Below are 19,452 nucleotides of genomic sequence, written 5' to 3'. Positions count from 1 at the left end.
CCGCATGACGACCAAGAAGACCACGACGACGAAGGAGGCCCCCGGCGTGACGGCCATCGATCTCCGGCTCACCGGCCGGCCGACGGCGGATGCCGCGGTCTGGCACGACCCCGCGGAGTACTGGACCCGGATGACGGCGGCGACCGCCCACCTCGACGCGCCCGTCGGCGCGCTGCATCTCGGGGCGCTGCGGCACAACGCCGCCGACATGGTGCGCCGGGCGCAGGGCACGCCGATCCGGGTCGCCTCGAAGTCGATCCGGGTGCGCGGCGTCATCGAGGCGCTGCTGCGGATGCCCGGGTACCGGGGCGTGCTCGCCTACACGCTCGCCGAGGCGATCCGGCTCGCCGACACCGTCGACGACGTCGTCGTCGGCTATCCGACGGCCGAGCGCGGCAGCATCCGGCGCCTCGCCACCGATCCCGAGCTCGCCGCGAGGATCACCCTCATGGTCGACTCGCCCGCCCAGCTCGACCTCGTCGACGCGGTGCTGCCGCCGGGCGAGCGCGAGACGATTCGCGTGTGCCTCGAGCTCGACGCCTCCTGGCAGGCGCCCGTGCTCGGCCACCTCGGCGTCCGGCGCTCGCCGATCCACGAGCCCGACGACGCCGGGGCCTTCGCGGCCTACCTCGCGGCCCGGCCGGGCTTCGCGCTCGTCGGCGTCATGTCGTACGAGGCGCAGATCGCCGGCGTGCAGACCGCGCCGCCCGGCAAGCCCGTCGACGGCGCCCTCAACCGCTGGATGCAGTCGCGCTCGATGCCGGAGCTGCTGGAGCGCCGCGCCAGGGCGATCGCCCGCATCCGCGAGCACGCCGAGCTGGAGTTCGTGAACGGCGGCGGCACCGGCTCCCTCGAGGCGACGAGCGCCGACCCGTCGATCACCGAGATCGCCGCCGGCTCCGGCATCCTCGCCGGCCATCTCTTCGACGGCTACACGCAGTTCGCCCCGGCCCCTGCGGCCGCCTTCGCGCTCGACGTCGTGCGCCGGCCGAGCGCCGAGCACGCGACGATCCTCGGCGGCGGCTGGATCGCCTCCGGCCCGCCCGGTCCCGACCGCCTGCCGCGCATCGTCTGGCCCGAGGGGCTCGAGCTCCTGCCCCGCGAGATGGCCGGCGAAGTGCAGTCGCCCGTCACCGGCCGCGCCGCGAGGCGGCTCCGGGTGGGCGAGCGGGTCTGGCTCCGGCACACCAAGTCCGGCGAGCTCGCGGAGCACCTGAACGCCTTCGCGGTCGTCGACGGCGACGCGGTCGTCGGCGAGCTGCCGACGTACCGAGGCGAGGGCTGGGCGTTCCTGTGAGGCCGGGACGGCGATGAGCGGGACGACGACGGACAGCGCGCGGGAGCGCGGAGCGGTGACGAGAGGACGGGATGCCGTGGCGGCGACGGGCGCGATCTGGCGCAACTGGGGGCGCACCGAGCAGGCGCGGCCGGTGCGGGTCGAGCGGCCCGCGAGCGCGGAGGCGGTGCAGCGCGCGGTGACCGCCGCCGCCGCCGCGGGGCTCGCGATCAAGCCCGTCGGCGCCGGACACAGCTTCACCGGCATCGCCGTGGCCCCGGGCGTGCAGCTCGACCTCGATGCGATCGAGGGCGTCCTCGATGTCGACGTCGAGCGCGGCCGGGTGACGCTCGGCGCGGGCACGCGCCTCCACCGACTGCCCGCCTTGCTCGCGCCCTACGGGCTCGCGCTGCCGAACATGGGCGACATCGACCGGCAGTCGATCGCCGGCGCCACCTCGACCGGTACGCACGGGACCGGCCTCGGCTTCGGCGGCCTCGCGACCCAGATCGTCGGCGCGAAGCTCGTCACCGGCACGGGGGAGCTGCTCACCGTCGACGAGACATCCCGTCCGGAGCTCCTGCCGGCCGTGCGCCTCGGCCTCGGCGCCCTCGGCGTGCTCGTCGAGCTCACGCTCCAGCTCGTGCCGCGGTACGTGCTGCACGCCGACGAGCACCCGGAGCCGCTCACCGAGGTGCTGGACGGCTGGGAGCAGCGCGTGCGCGGCGCCGACCACTTCGAGTTCTACTGGTTCCCGCACACCGAGATCGCGATGACGAAGACGAACACCCGGCTGCCGGGCGACGCGCCCCGCAAGCCGCTCGGCCGGCTGTCGCGCTACCTCGACGACGAGCTGCTCGCGAACGGCGTCTACCGCGGCGTCTGCGCGCTCGGCACCGCGGTGCCGCCCGTGGTGCCGTTCTTCGCCCGCCAGGTGGAGCGGCTGCAGGGCAGCCGTGACTTCGCCGACTTCTCGCCGAAGGTGTTCGTCACGAACCGCACCGTGCGCTTCCGCGAGATGGAGTACGCCGTGCCGCTCGCCGCCGTGCCCGAGGCGCTGCGCGAGGTGCAGCGGCTCATCGAGCGCCGCGGCTGGCGGATCAGCTTCCCGGTGGAGGTGCGCGCGGCCGCGGCCGACGAGAACTGGCTGTCGACGGCGCACGGCCGGGAGACGGGCTACCTCGCGGTGCACCGCTACTTCCGCGAGGACCCGACGGAGTACTTCCGCGCGGTCGAGGCGATCATGCTCGCCCACGAGGGGCGTCCGCACTGGGGCAAGATGCACACGCTCGACTCCGACGCGCTGCGCGAGCGCTACCCGCGCTTCGACGACTTCCTCGCCGTGCGCGAGGAGCTCGACCCGGAGCGGCGCTTCCGAAACGACTACCTCGACCGAGTGCTCGGCGCGTAGACGGGCCGCGCGGCTCGGGGATGCGGCGGCGGGCAGGCGGGGCCGGGCTAGGGCGTGCGGCGACGGAGGGTGACGGAGCCGACGACGATGGAGCCCACGATCCACGCGCCGATGACGAGCAGCTTGCCGACGACCCAGGCAGTCGACTCGGAGTCGGCGGCGACCGCCTGGAGCGCATCGATCGCGTAGCTGAGCGGCAGCCACTCGCTGATCGCCTCGAGCACGGCGGGCAGCTGGTCGCGGGGGATGAAGATGCCGCCGAGCAGGATCTGCGGGAACACCAGCACGGGCATGAACTGCACGACCTGGAACTCGGTGCGCGCGAAGGCGCTCGCGAGGAGCCCGAGCGCCGTGCCGAGCAGCGCATCGGCCACCGCCACCGCGAACAGCAGCCAGATCGAGCCCGAGATCTCGAGCCCGCACACCCAGACGGCGAACGAGACCGCGACGGCCGTCTGCACGACGGCGAGCAGCCCGAAGGCGAGCGCGTAGCCGAGGATGAAGTCGCCCTTGCCGAGCGGCATCGACAGCAACCGCTCGAGCGTGCCGCTGCGCCGCTCGCGGAGGGTCGCGATGCTCGTCACGAGGAACATCACGATGAAGGGGAACAGCGCGATCATCGCGGGACCGATGCCGCTGAAGACGTCGGTGTCGGTGAAGATCCAGGCGACGAGGCCGATCAGCAGGCTCGGCACCACGACGAGCAGGCCGATGGTGCGCGGATCGTGCCGGATCTGCGCGAGCACCCGGCCCGCAGTCGCGAACGTGCGGGTGAGGGTCATCGCGGCTCCTCCGGTGCGTGCTCGGCCGCTCGGCCGGCGGATGCCGCGTGGCGGCCGTGCCCGCCCGCGCCGGCGGCCTCGGCGGCCTCGGCGGGCTCCGCGGATTCGGCGGGGGAGCGGAGGTCCGGTTCGCCGCGCTCGATCAGTCGGAGGAAGGCCGCCTCGACGTCGTCGGTGCCGGTGACCTCGAGCACCCCGTCGACGGTGTCGTCGGCGAGCAGTTCTCCGTCGCGCATGAGCAGCAGACGGTCGCAGCGCTTCGCCTCGTCCATGACATGACTCGACACGAGCACCGTGACCCCGTCGTCGGCGAGGGCGCGGAATAGCGCCCAGAGCTCGACGCGCAGGACCGGGTCGAGACCGACCGTCGGCTCGTCGAGCACGAGCAGCTCCGGGGAGCCGAGCAGGGCCGCGGCGAGGGAGACGCGGCCGCGCTGGCCGCCGGAGAGGGTGCCGACGAGCCGCTCGGCGACGGGGCCGAGCTCGGTGCGGTCGATCACTCGCTCGACGTCGGAGGCCGGGGCGCCGAGCACGCGGCGGAAGTAGCGCAGGTTCTGCCGCACGGTGAGGTCGTCGTACACGCTCGGCTGCTGGGTGACGTAGGCGACGCGGGTGCGCAGCGCGGCACTGCCGGCCGGCAGCCCGAGCACCTCGATCTCGCCCGAGCGGACGACCTGCACGCCGACGATCGCGCGCATCAGCGTCGTCTTGCCGCTGCCGCTCGGGCCGAGGAGCCCGACGATGCGGCCGCGCGGCACGGCGAGCGAGAGCCCGTCGAGCACCTCGTTCCGCCCGCGGCGGACGTGCAGCCCGCGGACGACGACGGCGGCGCCGCTCGAGGCATCCGCGTTATTCATCATGCGGGGAATTCTTCGCCGCGAGACCGGAGCTGTCAAGACCCGCGCCGCCGTCGAGGTGGAACTGCACGACGGGTGCGAGCCGGCGCACGATCTCGCCGGGATCGAGGCTCGCGAGCGGCTCGGCGACGAGCACGTAGCGCACCATGATGAGCCCGACGATCTGGGAGACGGCGAGCTCGGCGCGCAGCTCCGCCTCGCCCTCGTCGACGCCGGCCTCGACGAGCCGGGCCGCGATGCGGTGCATGAGCTCGCGGCGGAGGAACTCCCGCAGCATCCGCGACACGGGGCCGTGCCCGACCGCGCCGCGGAGCGCGGCGAGGGCGGCCGGACGCACAGCAGGGGAGTCCCAGGCGCGCAGAACGCCGGCGACGAGCCCCGCGCCGACGGCGTCGAGCGGCCCCTCGAGCGCGCCCTGGACGATGCGGTCGGGCCGGAGCGGCACCTCGACCACCGCGGCGACGAGGGCCTGCTTGTCCTCGAAGTAGTGCCGGATCAGCGCCGGGTCGACCTCCGCGCGCCGCGCGATCGAACGGATCGACGCCGCCTCGTAGCCGCGCTCGGCGAACTCCTGCGTCGCGGCGGCGACGATGCGGCCGCGTGCCGCGCCGACCTCCGCGGCCCGCGGGCGGCCGCGGCGGCGACTGGGGACCCGAGTGCCCTCCTGCTCCACGAGCGAGAGCCTACGCCCCGGCTGCGCGTGCGCGGCACGTCGCGGGTGAGCCGGAGTGAGAAGCCTTCGAGTCTCATGGGAAACCGGGCCGCCACCGGGGCTCGCGGATAAGATGAGACGGCACCCCGATTCCCGCAGGCTAGGAGCTGATCAGCCATGGAATGGCTCATTCCCGTCATCATCGTCGTCGCGCTGGTCCTCATCATCGGCATCTACCTGTGGGCCACGTACAACTCCCTCGTCACGCTCAACGTGCGCGTCGACGAGGCGTGGAGCGACATCACGGTGCAGCTGAAGCGTCGTGCCGACCTGATCCCGAACCTCATCGAGGCCGTCAAGGGCTACGCTGCGCACGAGAAGTCCGTGTTCGAGTCGGTCACCCAGGCCCGCGCCGAGACCCTGCAGGCGCAGGGCCCGGTCGAGGCTGGAGCCGCCGAGAACCACATGCAGCAGGCGCTGAAGTCGATCTTCGCGGTCGCCGAGGCGTACCCGCAGCTGCAGGCGAGCCAGAACTTCCTCCAGCTGCAGTCCGAGCTCGTCGACACGGAAGACAAGATCCAGGCCTCGCGCCGCTTCTACAACGGCGGCGTGCGCGAGCTGAACACGAAGATCAAGGTCTTCCCGAACACCCTCTTCGTGCGGGGCCTCGGCTTCCACGAGCGCGAGTTCTTCGAGGTCGCGGAGCCGGCGGCGATCGCCGAGCCGCCGCGCGTGCAGTTCTGACGCGAGTGGAGCGCTGACGCCACCCGATGTATCGCGCAATCGCCAAGAACAAACGCAACACCGTCTTCACGATCCTGCTGTTCCTGCTGATCATCGGCGGGCTCGGCTGGCTCGCGGCCGCCATCTACGGCAACCTGACGATCGTCATCATCACGCTGGTGGTGGCGATCGGCTACGCCCTCATCCAGTACTTCACGGCCGACCGGCAGGCGCTCGCCATGTCCGGCGCCGTCGAGATCACCTCGAAGGCCGAGCACCCGAGGCTCTGGCGCGTCGTCGAGAACCTGTCGATCACGACCGGCACGCCGATGCCGCGCGTCTACGTCGTCTCCGACCCGGCGCCGAACGCCTTCGCGACCGGCCGCGACCCGCAGCACGCCTCCGTCGCCGCGACCACCGGGCTCCTCGAGCTCATGGACGACGCGGAGCTCGAGGGCGTCATGGCGCACGAGCTCGGGCACGTGCGCAACTACGACATCCGGCTCTCGATGATCGTGTTCGGGCTCGTCGTCGCCGTCGGCTTCATCTCCGACATGCTCGTGCGCATGGCGTTCTTCGGCGGCCGGGGCAACAACAACGGCAACCCGATCGTCATGATCTTCGGCATCGTCGCGATGCTCGTCGCCCCGCTCGTCGCGACGCTCGTGCAGCTCGCGGTGTCGCGTCAGCGGGAGTACCTCGCCGACGCTACCGGTGCGATGACCACCCGGCACCCCGACGCGCTCGCTCGGGCGCTGCTCAAGCTCGAGGCGTACGGCCGGCCCATGCAACGCCAGAACACCTCGATGGCGCACCTGTGGATCGCCGACCCGCTGAAGCCCGGCATCGTCGACCGCCTCTTCGCCACGCACCCGCCGATCCCCGAGCGCGTGAAGCGCCTCGAGGAGATGGGCGGCAGCTTCTAGGCTGCGCGGGAGGCGAGTGGCGCCCCGCGCCGCTCACTGCTCGGCGTGCGCACTGTGCCGGCTCACTGCTCGGCGTGCGCCTCGAGGAAGGCGTAGACCTCCGCGTCGTCGACGCCGGGGAACGTGCCGGAGGGCAGTGGCGAGAGCACGTGCGCGTGCAGCCGCGCGCTCGGCCAGGCCCGCCCAGCCCAGCGCTCCGCGAGCCCGTCGGGCGCCCGGCGGCAGCAGTTCTCGTCGGGGCAGCTCGACGTCGCCCGCAGCGTCGTCTCGCGGCCGCGGAACCACTTCGCCTGATTGAACGGCACGCCGACCGTGATCGAGAACTCCGCGGCATCCGTGCGCCCCGTCTGCGTCGCGCACCAGAAGGTGCCGGCCGGGGTGTCGGTGTACTGGTAGTTCTCCGTCGTGCGGTTCGTGTGCTCGAAGGCGGTGCGGGCGCTCCACTTCTTGCAGACCCACTGCCCCTCGATCGAGCCGGTCACATCCGTCGGCAGCGGCAGGCCGTCGTTCTCGTAGCCCTTCAGCAGCGCCCCATCGCCCGCCACACGGAGGAAGTGCAGCGTCATGTCGAGGTGCGAGGTCGCGAGGTTGGTGAAGCGCAGCGCCGCGGCCTCGTGGGTGACGCCGAAGGCGTCGCGGAAGTCCTCGATCGCGAGCCGACGCTCCTTCTTCGCCTCCTGCAGGAAGGCGACGGACGCCTCCTGCGGCATCAGGCACGCGGCCGCGAAGTAGTTGATCTCGAGGCGCTGCCAGAGGAACTCGTCGTAGCTCGCCGGCGGGGTGTGGCCAAGCAGCCGGTGCGCCATCGCCTGCAGCGCCATCGAGCGCAGGCCATGACCGCCGGGGATCGACGCCGGGGGCAGGTAGATGCGGCCGTTCTCGAGGTCGGTGATCGAGCGCGTCGAGTCGGGCAGGTCGTCGACGTAGATGAGCTTGAAGCCGAGCCGCTCGGCCATCACGCTGACCTCGCGGTGGGTGAGGGCGCCCGAACGGTGCCCGGAGGCGCGCACCTGCTCCTCGGCGAGCCGCTCGATGTCCGGCAGGTAGTTCGCGCGCTCGCGCATCCGCTCTCGCATCTCCGTGTTCGCGCGCCGGGCCTCCTCCGGCGTGGCGATCGCCTCGCTCGCGCGGCGCTGCAGCTCGCGGTGCAGGCCGACGATCGACTCGAGGGTCTCGTCGCTGATGCCGCGGCCCGCGCGGATCGGCGGCAGGCCCAGGCTCGCATAGAGCGGGCTCGCCTGGGCGCGGCCGAGTTCGAGCTCGAGCGCCGCGCGCCGGCTCGGCGCCTCGCGGGAGAGTAGCTCGGCGAGCTCGACGCCGAGGGCGGCGGCGAGGGCGTCGAGGGTCGAGAGCTTCGGCTCGCGCTTGCCGTTCTCGATGAGGGAGAGCTGGCTGCCGGCGAGGTCGACGAGTTCGCCGAGCTGGTCGAGCGTGAGCCCGCGCTCGCCGCGGAAGTGTCGGATGCGGTGCCCGAGCGTCGCGAGGTCTGCTGTACCGGCCTTCATGCCTTAAGGATATCGAAAGATCAGCAATTCTTTCCATCTGTTTCGTCCAGATGACTGGACGGTCTTCCCGCATTCTTGAAGGACAGACCGATTCCGGTCCGGCCGAGCGACACCGCCCGGCACCCAGCAGGAAGGCGCGACGACGATGACCCTCTCCGAGTTCTCCATCGGAACGGACTCCGACGCCCGCGAGACCCCCCGCGGCACCACCGACCCGGCCCTGCGCGCCTGGGTCGACGAGATCGCCGCCCTCACCAAGCCCGACGAGATCGTCTGGTGCGACGGCTCCAAGCAGGAGGCCGACCTCCTCACGAAGCAGCTCGTCGCCGAGGGCAAGCTGATCAAGCTGAACCCCGAGTGGCGCCCCAACAGCTACCTCGCCCGCACCGACGCCTCCGACGTTGCCCGGGTCGAGGACCGCACCTTCATCTGCTCGACCTACGAGGAAGACGCCGGCCCCACGAACAACTGGCGCGACCCGCGCGAGATGCGCGAAGAGCTCGTCGACGTCTTCGACGGCTCGATGAAGGGCCGCACCATGTACGTGGTGCCCTTCTCGATGGGCCCGCTCGGCGGCCCCATCTCGCAGCTCGGCGTCGAGATCACCGACTCGCCCTACGTCGTGCTCTCGATGGGGATCATGACCCGCATGGGCGAGCAGGTCTACCGCCTCATCGAGGCCGGCGAGCCCTGGGTGCGTACCGTGCACTCGGTCGGCTACCCGCTGGTCGACGGCGTCGGCCAGCGCCGCGACGAGATCGAGTGGCCGTCGAACCCCACCAAGTACATCGTGCAGTTCCCGGACTCGCGCGAGATCTGGTCGTTCGGCTCGGGCTACGGCGGCAACGCCCTCCTCGCGAAGAAGTGCTTCGCGCTGCGCATCGCCTCGGTGATGGCGCGCGACGAGGGCTGGCTCGCCGAGCACATGCTGCTCATCAAGGTCACCTCGCCGGCCGGCAAGGTCTACCACATCGCCGCGGCGTTCCCCTCGGCGTGCGGCAAGACGAACCTCGCCATGCTCCGCCCGACCATCCCCGGCTGGACCGTCGAGACGATCGGCGACGACATCGCGTGGATGCGTCCCGGCGACGACGGCCGCCTCTACGCGATCAACCCCGAGGCCGGCTTCTTCGGCGTCGCGCCGGGCACCGGCGAGACGACGAACCCGACCGCCGTGCAGACCCTCTGGGGCAACACGATCTTCACGAACGTCGCGCTCCGCCCCGACGGCGACGTCTGGTGGGAGGGGCTCACCGACGAGGTGCCCGAGGAGCTCACCGACTGGCAGGGCCAGCCGTGGACCCCGGCCTCCGGCCGGCCCGCCGCGCACCCCAACTCGCGCTTCACGGTCGCGGCCGCGCAGTGCCCGCAGATCTCGGACGACTGGGACGCCCACGACGGCGTGCCGATCGACGCCATCCTGTTCGGCGGTCGCCGCGCGACCAACGTGCCGCTCGTGGCGCAGGCCCGCTCGTGGAAGCACGGCGTCTTCATGGGCGCGACGATCTCGAGCGAGAAGACCGCCGCGGCCGAGGGCACCGTCGGCGAGCTGCGCCGCGACCCCTTCGCGATGCTGCCCTTCTGCGGCTACAACATGGCCGACTACTGGGGCCACTGGGTGAAGATGGGCCGCGTGCTGGGCGACCGCGCGCCGCAGATCTTCCAGGTCAACTGGTTCCGCAAGGGCACCGACGGCTCCTTCCTCTGGCCCGGGTTCGGCGAGAACTCGCGCGTCATCGAGTGGATCGTCGGCCGGCTCGAGGGCGAGGCCGGCGCCGCGGAGACGCCGATCGGCCTGCTGCCCGCCGATGGCGCGCTGAACCTCGACGGCCTCGAGATCACGGATGACGAACTCGAGCAGCTCTTCCACGTCGACCCCGCCTCGTGGCTCGCCGAGTGCGAGCTGACCGAGGAGTACTTCGCCCAGTTCGGTGACCGGGTGCCCGCCGCCCTGCGCGCCGAGCTGTCGAGCCTCCGCTACCACCTCGAGCACGGGCAGGTGCCCGTGACCGACTGAACGAGGTCCCGTCGATCGTGCGTCCCGGCCACCGGGGCGCACGATCGAGCGGAGGAGGATCGCGCCGGGGTCCCAGGTCTGGCGCGATCCTCGTCCGCTCGATCGGCTCGATGACGGGAAACGGCGCGGGATGCGTCATCATGGGATGCGCAGACCGATGGATGCTGCGGGCGCTGTGGGCACGGGAAGGCGCACCGCCCGCGGCATCCATGGGTCTACGGACCCGCCGCGGGCGTTGTGGGCACGGGAAGGCGCACCGCCCGCGGCAAACTCGCTTCCTGAGCGACGAACGGCCCGCTTCCGATCGGAAGCGGGCCGTTCGTCGCACCGGCGGGGCTCAGACGAGCAGCTGGTGCTCGGCGAGCTCGCGGTAGAGCGGCACGGTGGCGACGAGCTCCGCGTGGGTGCCCTCGCCGATGATGCGCCCGCCGTCGAGCACGACGATGCGGTCCGAGTCGACGACGGTCGAGAGCCGATGCGCGATGACGATGAGCGTGCGGCCGGCGGCGACCTCGTCGATCGCCTCGCGCATCATCCGCTCGTTCACCCCGTCGAGCGAGGACGTGGACTCGTCGAGCAGCAGGATCGGCGGCGCCGCGAGCAGGGCCCGGGCGATCGCGAGGCGCTGCCGTTCGCCGCCGGAGAGCATGATGCCGTCCTCGCCGACCTGCGCGCCGAGCCCCGCGGGGTCGCGCGCGAGGACGCCGCCGAGGTTCACGGACTGCAGCACGTGCTCGCACTCCTCGTCGCTCGCCGTCGGGTTGCCGAGCAGCAGGTTGTCGCGGAGGGTGCCGGCCAGCACCGGGGCATCCTGCTCGACGTAGCCGATCTGCGCGCGCAGCTCGGCGCGGTCGATCGAGCGCAGGTCGAGCCCGCCCATCCGCACCGCGCCGACCGAGGGGTCGTAGAAGCGCTCCACGAGCGAGAGGATCGTCGACTTGCCGGCGCCCGAGGGCCCGACGAGGGCGACGCGCTGGCCGCGCGGCACCGCGAAGGAGACGCCGCGGAGCACGGGCTGCCGCTCGGTCACGGAGGGCTCGGGATCGTGCGCGTCGGCCGAGTCGTTGCCCGGGTCGGCGGGATCCTGCGGCGAGGTCTGCGCGTAGGCGAAGTGCACGTCGTCGAACTCGATCGCCGGGGCGTCCGGGCGGACGCCCTCGTTCGCGGGGCCGACGACGACGGCGAGCGGGGCGAGCTCGCGGTCGTGCGCGTCCTCGTCGGGCAGGTCGAGGATCTCCTGGATGCGGCCCAGTGCGCCGAGCGCCTGGTTGACGGAGGTGATCGCGCCGAAGGCCTGGCCGAGCGGCAGGATCATCATGAACAGGAACAGGATGAACGCGACGAGGCTCGCGACCGTGATCGCGCCCGACGCCACCCGGAAGCCGCCGACGCCGAGCACGACGAGGAACGACACCTGCATCGCGATGCCGGCGATCGGCACGATGAGCGCGGAGATCTTCGCGACCTTCACGCCCATCCGCCAGGCGCCCTCGGCCTCGGCCTGCACATCGGCGAGCTCGCGCTCGGTGGCGCCGGCCGCGCGGATGGTGCGCACAGAGCTGATCGCCCGCTCGACGGAGGCGGCGACGTCGCCGACCTTCGCCTGCGCGGCGTGCGACGCCTCGCGGACGCGGGCCGAGAGCAGGGTGACCGTCGTGACGGCGACCGCGATGACGAGCACGGTGAGCCCGAGCAGCACCGGGTCGATGACGAGCATCGCGATGAGCGCGCCGACGAAGGTGACCGCGCCGCCCACGGCCTCGACGAGGCCCTGGGTGAGCACCGCCCGCAGCATGGTCGTGTCGCTGCCGACGCGCGAGACGAGGTCGCCCGTGCGGCGGGTGTCGAACTCCGCGATCGGCAGGCGCAGCAGCTTCGCGACGAGCTGCTTGCGGCTGGACAGCACGACGCCCTCGCCCGTGCGCTGCAGCAGGTAGTGCTGGTAGCCGGTGATGATGCCGCTGACCACGACGAGCGCGATGAGCGCCCACACGATCCAGCCGAGCGGGTCGCCCGCCTCGACGACGGTGATGACCTGGCTGACGAGGAGCGGCTGCGCGAGGCTCGCGAGCGCGCCGACGATGGAGAGGATCGCGACCCAGACGAGCACGGGACGGTGCTCGAACACGAAGGGCAGCAGCTGCCGGAAGGTGGCGCGCGGGCCGGGAGGCGTCTCGCGGCGGCCGAAGCGGGAACGGGCGGGAGAGGTCGGGGTGCTCATCGGTCTAGCAGCCTACGCCGTCGGCCTCGGAGAAGGCTCAGGGGCGGCCGCGGGACGGCCGGGGTACGGCACGATGGAGGGATGACCCGTCCTGCGCTCGTCGCGATCTCGCACGGCACCTCCTCGCCCGACGGCAGCGCCGCCGTCCGCGGCCTCGTCAAGGCTGTCGGCGCACGGCTCATGCGGGGCGGCGGCATGCTCCCCGGCGCGGCCGGGCACGCGGCGTCGGGCGCGGCCGCGCTGCGCCTCGGCCACGTCGACGTCGAACAGCCCGACGTACCGGCCACGCTCGCGAGCCTGCCCGCCGGAATGCCCGCGGTCGTCGTGCCGCTGCTGCTCTCCGCCGGGTACCACGTGCACGTCGACCTCGCCGAGGCGGTCGCCGCGGAAGGAGCGCGGGCGGTCGAGCTCGCCGCGGCCCTCGGCCCCGACGACCGGCTCGCGCGGGTGCTCGTGCGACGCCTGCTCGAGGCGGAGTGGCGGCCCGGCGACGTCGTCGTGCTCGCCGCCGCGGGGTCGAGCGACGCGCGCGCCGTGGCCGACTGCGCGGAGATGGCGGAGCGGCTCGCCCGCGAGCTCGGCGCCCCCGTCTCGCCCGGCTACCTCTCGGCCGCGGAGCCGACGCTCGAGGCGGCCGTCCGGCTGGCGGCCGCCGAGGCCGGCGCCGCAGGGGGAGCGGCCGGCGCCCGGCGCCGCGTCCTCGTCGCGAGCTACCTGCTCGCCCCCGGGTACTTCCAGGACCTCGCCGTCGAGACCGCCCGCGCGGCGGGGGCGGCGGCCGTCACCGAACCGCTGCTCCGCGCGGGCGTGCTGCCCCCCGACGAACTCGCCGAGCTCGTCGTCGACCGCTTCGGCGCAGCGGCCGCCCGGATGTCAACCATGTGACGCAAAACGGCGCAGCGAGACATCCCGTTTCCTCCCGTGACGACCGCGTCGTCACGAACGTGCCGCCCGAATCCGGCTCGCCTAGCGTCGCAGCCACGGCGAGCACCGCCGTCCCTCCGACGGGGGTGAGCAGCTAGGGAGCGGGCATGACGCTGGGCGAGACGGAGACGAGGCCGGCCGAGCAGGCTGCGCCGCCCCGGCGCTCGGCCGAGGTCCGCCCGGCGCGCGGCTCCAACAAGCCCAATGGGCAGTGGAAGGTCGACGGGCGCGCCCCCCTCAACGCCAACGAGGAGTGGAAGCAGCAGGACGGCGGGCTCGCCGTGCGCGAGCGCATCGAGCAGACGTACGCCGCCGGCGGCTTCGCCAGCATCGACCCGACCGACCTGCACGGACGCTTCCGCTGGTGGGGGCTCTACACGCAGCGCAAGCCCGGCATCGACGGCGGCAAGACCGCGACCCTTGAACCGCACGAGCTCGAAGACGAGTACTTCATGCTGCGGGTGCGCATCGACGGCGGGCAGCTCACCACCGAGCAGCTGCGCACCATCGGCGGTATCTCCACCGAGTTCGCCCGCGACACCGCCGATCTCACCGACCGCCAGAACGTGCAACTGCACTGGGTGCGGGTCGAGGACGTGCCCGAGATCTGGCGCCGCCTCGAATCCGTCGGACTGTCCACGACCGAGGCGTGCGGCGACGTGCCCCGGGTCATCCTCGGCTCGCCCGTCGCGGGCATCGCCGCCGACGAGCTCATCGACCCGACGCCGCAGATCGAGGAGATCCAGCGGCGCTACCTCGGCGACCCCGAGTTCGCGAACCTGCCGCGCAAGTTCAAGAGCGCCATCACGGGCCATCCCAGCCAGGACGTCGTGCACGAGATCAACGACGTCGCCTTCGTCGCAGTCGAGCACCCCGAGCTCGGCGTCGGCTACGACCTCTGGGTCGGCGGCGGCCTCTCCACGGCCGCGCACCTCGCCGTCCGCACCGGCACCTTCGTGACCCCGGACCGGGTCGCCGAGGTGTGGGAGGGCGTCGTCTCGATCTTCCGCGACTACGGCTACCGTCGGCTGCGCAACCGCGCCCGCCTCAAGTACCTCGTCGCCGACTGGGGCGCCGAGCGCTTCCGCGAGGTGCTCGAGACCGAGTACCTCGCCACGCCGCTGCCCGACGGCCCCGCCGCGCCGAAGCCGATCGCCCAGGGCGACCACGTCGGCGTGCACCGGCAGCGCGACGGCCGCTTCTACCTCGGCGCGACCCCGCTCGTCGGCCGGCTCTCCGGCTCGACCCTCACCGCGATCGCCGAGCTGCTCGAGAGCGTCGGCTCGGGGCGCCTGCGGACCACCCCGCACCAGAAGCTCGTGCTGCTCGACATCGAGGAGCGCGACGTCGAGCGGGTCGTCGCCGGGCTCGACGGGCTCGGACTGCAGGTGCGGCCGAGCCTCATCCGGCGGGGCACGATCGCCTGCACCGGCATCGAGTACTGCAAGCTCGCGATCGTCGAGACGAAGGAGACCGCCTCACGCGCGGTCGTGCGGCTCGAGGAACGGCTCGCCGGACTCGAGCTGCCGCACCCGATCAGCCTGCACGTGAACGGCTGCCCGAACTCCTGCGCGCGCATCCAGACCGCCGACATCGGCCTCAAGGGCCAGCTGCTGCCCGACGGCGACGGCGGCCAGACGCCCGGCTTCCAGGTGCACCTCGGCGGCGGGCTCGCCTCCGCGCACCGCGAGGAGGCCGGGACCGGGCGCACCGTGCGCGGGCTCAAGGTCACCGCCGACGGGCTCGCCGACTACGTCGAGCGCATCGTGCGCCGCTTCCTCGCCGAGCGCGACGAGGCCGCGGCGGAGACCTTCGCCGAGTGGGCGCACCGGGCCGACGAGGAGGCGCTGCGATGAGCGTGACAGCTGGGGAGGCGCTCGCGCCCAGGCGCACGCGGACGCGGGACACGGATCCGAGCGCCGGGGAGGCGCTGCGATGAGCGCGGCAGCCGGGACGACGCTGGCGCCCAGGCGGGCGCGGACGCGGGATGCCGACGAGCTCCGCGCGCTCGCCGAGGCCGGCGCGGCGGAGCTGGCCGACATCGGCGACGGCCGCGAGGCGAGCGCGCACGCCGTCGTCGCCTGGGTCGCCCGCCACTTCGACGCCGAGCTCGCGGCCGTCGCCTGCTCGATGGCCGACGCCGTGCTGCCGCACCTCGTCGCCCAGTCGCTGCCGGGCGTCGACGTGCTCTTCCTCGACACCGGCTACCACTTCGCCGAGACGCACGAGACCCGCGACGCCGTGGCGGCGGGGCTCGACGTCCGCGTGGTCGACGTGCGCCCCGCGCAGACCGTCGGCGAGCAGGACGCCGAGTTCGGCGCCGAGCTCTTCGCCCGCGAACCGGGCCTCTGCTGCCAGCGCCGCAAGGTCGAGCCCCTGCGGGCGGCGCTCGCCGGCTACGAGCTGTGGTTCACGGGCGTGCGCCGCGACGAGGCGCCCACCCGGACCGGCACGCCGCTCGTCGCCTGGGACGAACGCAACGGCCTCGTGAAGGTGAACCCGCTCGCGGCCTGGACCTTCGAGGAGCTCGGCGACTACGCGGGCGCGTTCGGGGTGCCGGTGAACCCGCTCCTCGGTCGCGGCTACCCCTCGATCGGCTGCGAGCCCTGCACGAAGCCGGTCGCCGCCGGCGCAGACCCGAGGTCCGGCCGCTGGGCCGGCCTCGCCAAGACGGAATGCGGGTTGCACGGATGACGACACTGTTCACGGCCGAGCCGACGCCTGAGACCCGGCCGGCGACCGGAACCCGGCCCACGACCGGAGCGCCGGCACGGCTCGAGGTGCTCGACCAGCTCGAGGCCGAGGCGATCCACATCATCCGCGAGGTCGTCGCGGAGTTCGAACGGCCCGTGCTGCTGTTCTCCGGCGGCAAGGACTCCGTCGTCGTGCTGCACCTGGCGCGGAAGGCATTCTGGCCGGGCCGGGTGCCGTTCCCGGTGCTGCACGTCGACACGGGGCACAACTTCCCCGAGGTGCTGGCGTTCCGCGACGAGACCGTCGCGCGTCTCGGCATCCGCCTCGAGGTCGCCCGGGTGCAGGACTACCTCGACGACGGCCGCCTGCAGGAGCGCGCCGACGGCACCCGCAACCCGCTGCAGACGCAGCCGCTCCTCGACGCCATCGCCGCCGGCCGGCACGACGCCGTCTTCGGCGGCGCGCGGCGCGACGAGGACAAGGCGCGGGCGAAGGAGCGCATCCTGAGCCTCCGAGACGAGTTCGGCCAGTGGGATCCGCGCAACCAGCGCCCCGAGCTGTGGAGCCTCTACAACGGGCGGCACACCCCGGGGCAGCACGTGCGGGCGTTCCCGATCTCGAACTGGACCGAGCTCGACGTGTGGCGCTATCTCGAGCGGGAGCGGATCGAGCTGCCGCCGCTGTACTTCGCCCACGAGCGCGAGGTGTTCCGCCGCGACGGCATGTGGCGGGCGGTGGGCGAGCACTCGCTGCCCCGCCCCGACGAGCCCGTCGAGCGGCGCACGGTGCGCTACCGCACCGTCGGCGACATGAGCTGCACCGGCGCCGTCGAGTCCGACGCGGCCGACCTCGCCGCGGTCACCGCGGAGGTCGCCGCCTCGACGCTCACCGAGCGCGGGGCGACCCGCGCCGACGACCGGATCTCCGAGGCCGCCATGGAGGACCGCAAGAAGGACGGGTACTTCTGATGAGCACGCTGCTGCGCTTCGCCACCGCCGGCTCGGTCGACGACGGCAAGTCGACCCTCGTCGGGCGGCTGCTGCACGACGCGAAGGCGATCCTCGCCGACCAGTTCGCGCAGATCGAGTCCGCGAGCCGCGCGCGCGGCTTCGGCGGCGACGCCGGGGGCTTCGACTTCGCCCTGCTCACCGACGGACTGCGCGCCGAGCGCGAGCAGGGCATCACGATCGACGTCGCCTACCGCTACTTCGCGACCGACCGCCGCTCGTTCATCCTCGCCGACTGCCCCGGCCACGTGCAGTACACGCGCAACATGGTGACCGGTGCGACGACCGCCGACGCGGTGGTCGTGCTCGTCGACGCGCGGAAGGGCGTGCTCGAGCAGACCCGCCGGCACCTCGCCGTCGTGCGTCTGCTGCGCGTGCCGCACGTCGTCGTCGCCGTGAACAAGATCGACCTGCTCGGCTACGACGCCGAGCCCTTCGCCCGGGTCGCCGAGGAGGTCGCGGCGGTCGCGCGCGAGCTCGGACTCGACGGGGTACACGTCATCCCGGTCTCCGCGCTCGCCGGCGACAACGTCGTGGAGCGCTCCGCGAACACCCCCTGGTACCGGGGGCCGGCGCTCCTCGAGCTGCTTGAGGCGCTGCCCTCGGCCGAGGAGCTCGCGGCGGAGGCCGCGGAGGAGGGCGAACCGTTCCGCCTCGACGTGCAGCTCGTGCTGCGGCCGCAGGGCGCCCTCGCGCCCGAGCTCGCGGCGGTGCCGGGCGCCGAGGACGAGTACCGCGACTACCGTGCCTTCGCCGGCCGGATCACGGCCGGCGTCGTGCGCCCCGGCGACCGGGTGCACGTGCTCCCGGCCGGCGTCACGACCACGGTCGTCGCCGTCGACACGGCCGACGGCGAGCTCGCCGAGGCGCGCGCGCCGCGCTCGGTCGCGCTGCGACTGGCCGACGAGGTGGATGCCGCGCGCGGCGCCGTCGTCGTCGCCGCGTCGGCGGTGCCGGAGACCGTGCGCGAGCTCGAGGCGGAGCTGTTCCAACTCGACGCCCGGCCGCTCCTGCCGGGCGCGCGGGTGCTCGTGAAGGCGGGCACCGCGACGGTCCCCGCGCTCGTCGCGAAGATCACCGGCCGCCGCGACCTCGACACCCTGCGCACCGAAGCGGCCGACCGCCTCGAGACGAACGACATCGGTCGGGCCGTGCTGCGGCTCGGCGCGGCGCTGCCCGTCGAGGAGTACGCGGCGAGCCGCGCGGCCGGCGGCTTCCTCGTCATCCACCAGCAGGACGGCGCGACCCTCGCCGCGGGCACCCGCTCGAGCGCGTGACCGCCCACCGCCGACCGCACACGGCCGACCGCCCACGGCCCACCGACCACTCAGCACGACCCACCGCGATCCCCGAGGAGGCGACCACCATGCACCACCGCACCATCCGAACCAGCCGCATCACCCGAGCGATCGCGATCATGGCGGCCGGGGCCGCGCTGCTGAGCGGCTGCGCCGCGACCGCGAGCGCCGACGGGGGAGCGGATGCCTCGTCGGCCCCCGCCACGGAGCTCCGGCTCGGCTACTTCGCGAACGTCACCCACGCGCCCGCCCTCGTCGGCCTCGAGGAGGCCTTCTTCGCCGACGCGCTCGGCGACACGAAGCTCAGCACCGAGGTGTTCAACGCCGGGCCCGCCGCCGTCGAGGCGCTCTCGGCCGGCGCGATCGACGCCGCCTACATCGGTCCCAACCCCGCGATCAACACCTTCGTGAAGTCCGGCGGCGAGTCCGCGGTGATCGTCGCCGGAGCCGCCTCCGGCGGCGCGGCGCTCGTCGTCCGCGACGGCATCGACGAGCCCGCCGACCTCGCCGGCACGACGCTCGCGACGCCCCAGCTCGGCAACACGCAAGACGTGGCCCTGCGCACCTGGCTCGCCGAGGAGGGCTTCGCGACCGACACCACGGGCGGCGGGGAGGTGCAGATCACCCCCACCGAGAACGCGCAGACGCTCACCTTGTTCCAGCAGGGGCAGCTCGACGGCGCCTGGCTCCCCGAGCCGTGGGTGTCCCGGCTCGTGCTCGAGGGCGGCGCGCACGTGCTCGTCGACGAGGCCGAGCTCTGGCCCGACGGCGATTTCCCGACGACGGTGCTGCTCGTCTCGAAGACCTTCCTCGACGAGCACCCCGAGACCGTGCGCGCGCTCGTCGAGGGGCACGCCGAGGCCGTGCGATTCCTCGCCGACGAGCCCCAGCGGGCCGCCGCCGACCTCAATGCGAAGCTCGCCGCCGACACGGGCAAGCCGCTCGACGACGCCGTGCTCGCCCGGGCGCTCGAGCACGTGCGCTTCACCGTCGACCCCGTCGCGGGAGCCTTCGAGGAGGTGCTCGCGAACGGCGTCGCCGCAGGCACCGCGAAGGACGGCTCGATTGACGGGCTCTTCGCGCTCGGCATCCTGAACGAGGTGCTCGAGGGCCGCGGCGAGCCCGCGGTCTCGGCCGCCGGGCTCGGGACGGACTGACC

General features: G+C 73.1%; 16 protein-coding genes. 11 read left to right on the top strand and 5 right to left on the bottom strand.

Going from position 1 to position 19,452, the window contains the following annotated elements:
* The first annotated feature begins 130 nt into the window (after positions 1–130).
* Together QSJ60_RS14955 and QSJ60_RS14950 are read left to right on the top strand one after the other, a co-directional pair.
* Positions 131–1,297: an alanine racemase gene (locus QSJ60_RS14955; protein ID WP_230768060.1), complete on the top strand. Its 1,167-nt coding sequence runs from the start codon at positions 131–133 to the stop codon at positions 1,295–1,297.
* 76 nt (positions 1,298–1,373) lie between these two features.
* On the top strand, positions 1,374–2,687 hold the full coding sequence (locus QSJ60_RS14950) for a D-arabinono-1,4-lactone oxidase (protein WP_285465343.1): 1,314 nt from the start codon (positions 1,374–1,376) through the stop codon (positions 2,685–2,687).
* A 47-nt stretch (positions 2,688–2,734) separates the two neighbouring features.
* Here the strand turns inward: QSJ60_RS14950 and QSJ60_RS14945 are convergent, their stop codons facing one another.
* Genes QSJ60_RS14945 through QSJ60_RS14935 form a run of 3 tightly spaced genes read right to left on the bottom strand, consistent with a single transcriptional unit; the run spans position 2,735 to position 4,999 of the window.
* The gene (locus QSJ60_RS14945) at positions 2,735–3,469 is read right to left on the bottom strand and encodes an ABC transporter permease (protein ID WP_243568964.1); all 735 of its coding nucleotides are present in this window, start codon (positions 3,467–3,469) and stop codon (positions 2,735–2,737) included.
* On the bottom strand, positions 3,466–4,329 hold the full coding sequence (locus QSJ60_RS14940) for an ABC transporter ATP-binding protein (protein WP_285464163.1): 864 nt from the start codon (positions 4,327–4,329) through the stop codon (positions 3,466–3,468). Before QSJ60_RS14940 ends, QSJ60_RS14945 begins: the two co-directional genes overlap by 4 nt.
* Entirely contained in the window at positions 4,319–4,999 is a 681-nt protein-coding gene (locus QSJ60_RS14935; RefSeq protein ID WP_285464161.1) for a TetR/AcrR family transcriptional regulator, read from the bottom strand. Before QSJ60_RS14935 ends, QSJ60_RS14940 begins: the two co-directional genes overlap by 11 nt.
* Positions 5,000–5,155: 156 nt before the next feature.
* On the opposite strand from QSJ60_RS14935, the gene QSJ60_RS14930 reads away from it, so the two are divergent.
* Positions 5,156–5,722, top strand: a complete 567-nt coding sequence (locus tag QSJ60_RS14930; protein ID WP_189086555.1) for a LemA family protein — start codon at positions 5,156–5,158, stop codon at positions 5,720–5,722.
* Between the two features lie 26 nt (positions 5,723–5,748).
* On the top strand, positions 5,749–6,627 hold the full coding sequence (locus tag QSJ60_RS14925) for a M48 family metalloprotease (protein ID WP_189086554.1): 879 nt from the start codon (positions 5,749–5,751) through the stop codon (positions 6,625–6,627).
* Between the two features lie 62 nt (positions 6,628–6,689).
* Here QSJ60_RS14925 and QSJ60_RS14920 read toward each other — a convergent pair whose 3' ends face one another.
* The gene (locus QSJ60_RS14920; RefSeq protein WP_189086553.1) at positions 6,690–8,132 is read right to left on the bottom strand and encodes a helix-turn-helix domain-containing protein; all 1,443 of its coding nucleotides are present in this window, start codon (positions 8,130–8,132) and stop codon (positions 6,690–6,692) included.
* 145 nt (positions 8,133–8,277) lie between these two features.
* On the opposite strand from QSJ60_RS14920, the gene QSJ60_RS14915 reads away from it, so the two are divergent.
* Entirely contained in the window at positions 8,278–10,149 is a 1,872-nt protein-coding gene (locus QSJ60_RS14915) for a phosphoenolpyruvate carboxykinase (GTP) (RefSeq protein ID WP_285464159.1), read from the top strand.
* A gap of 337 nt (positions 10,150–10,486) precedes the next feature.
* Here the strand turns inward: QSJ60_RS14915 and QSJ60_RS14910 are convergent, their stop codons facing one another.
* Entirely contained in the window at positions 10,487–12,370 is a 1,884-nt protein-coding gene (locus QSJ60_RS14910; protein WP_285464158.1) for an ABC transporter ATP-binding protein, read from the bottom strand.
* A gap of 81 nt (positions 12,371–12,451) precedes the next feature.
* Between QSJ60_RS14910 and QSJ60_RS14905 the strand changes: the two genes are divergently transcribed.
* The 6 genes from QSJ60_RS14905 to QSJ60_RS14880 all read left to right on the top strand — a co-directional run bounded on the left by QSJ60_RS14905 (position 12,452) and on the right by QSJ60_RS14880 (position 19,450).
* Positions 12,452–13,255, top strand: coding sequence for a sirohydrochlorin chelatase (locus tag QSJ60_RS14905; protein WP_285464157.1), 804 nt, complete (start codon positions 12,452–12,454; stop codon positions 13,253–13,255).
* 146 nt (positions 13,256–13,401) lie between these two features.
* On the top strand, positions 13,402–15,150 hold the full coding sequence (locus QSJ60_RS14900; RefSeq protein ID WP_285464155.1) for a nitrite/sulfite reductase: 1,749 nt from the start codon (positions 13,402–13,404) through the stop codon (positions 15,148–15,150).
* 79 nt (positions 15,151–15,229) lie between these two features.
* On the top strand, positions 15,230–15,988 hold the full coding sequence (locus QSJ60_RS14895) for a phosphoadenylyl-sulfate reductase (RefSeq protein ID WP_285464153.1): 759 nt from the start codon (positions 15,230–15,232) through the stop codon (positions 15,986–15,988).
* The gene (gene cysD, locus QSJ60_RS14890; RefSeq protein ID WP_285464151.1) at positions 15,985–16,956 is read left to right on the top strand and encodes a sulfate adenylyltransferase subunit CysD; all 972 of its coding nucleotides are present in this window, start codon (positions 15,985–15,987) and stop codon (positions 16,954–16,956) included. The genes QSJ60_RS14895 and cysD overlap by 4 nt, the downstream gene beginning before the upstream one ends.
* The gene (locus tag QSJ60_RS14885) at positions 16,956–18,272 is read left to right on the top strand and encodes a sulfate adenylyltransferase subunit 1 (RefSeq protein ID WP_285464149.1); all 1,317 of its coding nucleotides are present in this window, start codon (positions 16,956–16,958) and stop codon (positions 18,270–18,272) included. Before cysD ends, QSJ60_RS14885 begins: the two co-directional genes overlap by 1 nt.
* A gap of 89 nt (positions 18,273–18,361) precedes the next feature.
* Complete coding sequence (locus QSJ60_RS14880) at positions 18,362–19,450, top strand: ABC transporter substrate-binding protein (protein WP_285464147.1); 1,089 nt, start codon at positions 18,362–18,364, stop codon at positions 19,448–19,450.
* The last annotated feature ends 2 nt before the right edge of the window (positions 19,451–19,452 follow it).

The organism is Agromyces sp. NBRC 114283 (assembly GCF_030268405.1).
In the GTDB taxonomy this organism is placed as follows: domain Bacteria; phylum Actinomycetota; class Actinomycetes; order Actinomycetales; family Microbacteriaceae; genus Agromyces; species Agromyces mediolanus.
This window is presented reverse-complemented; position numbering and strand designations above follow the sequence as displayed.